Source organism: Peribacillus frigoritolerans (assembly GCF_030676415.1).
GTDB lineage: Bacteria > Bacillota > Bacilli > Bacillales > DSM-1321 > Peribacillus > Peribacillus frigoritolerans_A.
This window is the reverse complement of record NZ_JAUUTW010000071.1, coordinates 1-1783: the sequence shown is the minus strand read 5'-3', so window position 1 is coordinate 1783 and position 1783 is coordinate 1. Positions and strand designations below refer to the sequence as shown.

The 1783-nt window shown below is 42.7% G+C and carries 1 protein-coding gene; it reads right to left on the bottom strand.

The genetic code is table 11. From position 1 onward, the window contains the following. Positions 1–402 precede the first annotated feature (402 nt). On the bottom strand, positions 403–1677 hold the full coding sequence (locus Q8G36_RS28410) for an IS110 family transposase (protein WP_305163126.1): 1275 nt from the start codon (positions 1675–1677) through the stop codon (positions 403–405). Positions 1678–1783 lie beyond the last annotated feature (106 nt).

The window sequence follows — 1783 nt, the reverse complement described above, 5'->3', positions numbered from 1 at the left end:
CTTAATGAACTCCCTCAGTTTAATAAATAATGCTCACGAATACTCGCTTATTCGCAGGATTTCAAACCACATGGTATAGGTTGCTTTAGATGAACGAAAGAGATAGGACCGTTTTGATAAGATGAGGGCAGATTGAAATAGGGGATCTGTTAAAAATCCCATATTATTACATATACTGCACGCATTCTCCACGCTGCCCCTGGAGGCTTTCCCTCCCATGTCTCAACGGGTCATAATCCTATGCCCTTTCATTCCTTCGTCATGCCTATCCAAGGGGTGGAGGCCGGTTTTGCTAACGGAACGGGTCATTGCCCTTTTGTTCATTACATCCAGTACTTCGTGCTTTCTTTGAAGTCCTACGAATAAGCCAACTTTCGTTAAAATAACCATGTGAATGTAAATTTACGCTGCTAGTTGTTCAAGAGGGAAGACCATTTCCGGTTTATAGGCAGAGCCATTACGAGCAATACCTACTAGGACACGGGCGAGTTTTCCACAAAGTTTCATGATGGATTTCATTTTCTTAATCTTCTTCACTTTAACATTATTTGAGTGTAGGGCTTTAAACTCAGGGTTATTCATCACCAGACTCATGGTCGCAAGGTAGAGGTAACGCCGCAGGCGTGATCTTCCACGTTTGGAAAGAACAATTTGGCCTTTCCACTTCCCAGAACTGGCTTCAGCGAGATGTAATCCTGCATGACGAAGGAGCGCATTCCCGTGAGAGAACCCACTCAGATCTCCAGCTTCTCCTAAGATTCCCGCCAATGAAATCTCGCTGATTCCTTTAATGGCAAGTATTTGGTTAACGAATGGAATCTGTTCCAAGACGTTTGTGACTTCTTGCGTCACTCTTTCAAGTTGGGATGAAGCGAGATCATATTCCTCTAATAACTGTCCCAAGTGAAGTTTATACGCATCAAGGGCTTGTTTCGTACCAATTGAACGCTTGGCCAATACAAGCAGGGAACGGGCTTTTTTATGCCCGGAATGTCGCTTCATACATGATTTCCAACCGGTTACGATATCTTGAGGCTGTAAGGAACATAATTCAGCTGGGGTAGGAAAGAGGCGTAGGGTTGCGATTGCCCCTTTACATGATACGTCTTTAAACACTTGCCGGAGCTCGGGAAAGACCACATCCACCCAGCGATTAATTTGGTTGATGGAGCTAACAAGACGCTTAACGATCACATCTCGGTTAGCCATAAGGACACGAAGTTTTTCAAATGATTCTGAAGTGGAACGAACGAAGGCATAGTAGCCATTCTTCACCATATCAGCGATAACAAGGGCATCTTTTTTATCACTTTTGGATTGCGTATTATCACGATTTTCTTTGTTTCTTTTGACATGGTGAGGATTGACCGTGACGACATCGATGTTTTGTTTGACTAGCCACTTTGAAAGGTTCATCCAATAATGACCGGTAGGTTCCATTCCGACTATCGTTGTGTCTAGGTTTTTCATGTGTTTTAGTTCCTTGATCCAGTTTAGCAATCGGGTAAAACCTTCTTCGTTATTTTCAAAAGACAAAGGTTTCCCGACCACAATGCCCCGATAGTTTACAGCACGGGCCACGTGTACATGTTGGGCAATATCCACACCAACAACTAGATGTTGATCCGTAATTCTCTCAATTAGTTGATTTTGTTTGTTTTGCATTTTAAAATTCATAGTAGGGCTTCCTCCTTAAGATGAGTTTTGGTTTGTGTGTACTCTCATCATACTGAGGGGCTCTTTTTTTTTCAAAGCCGATAATTAATGCTCTACAGGAATGCTA

What these genes read in the sequence shown, in the direction of transcription:
- Q8G36_RS28410 (WP_305163126.1), bottom strand. Translation starts at nt 1,677, where the DNA reads ATGAATTTTAAAATGCAAAACAAACAAAATCAACTAATTGAGAGAATT.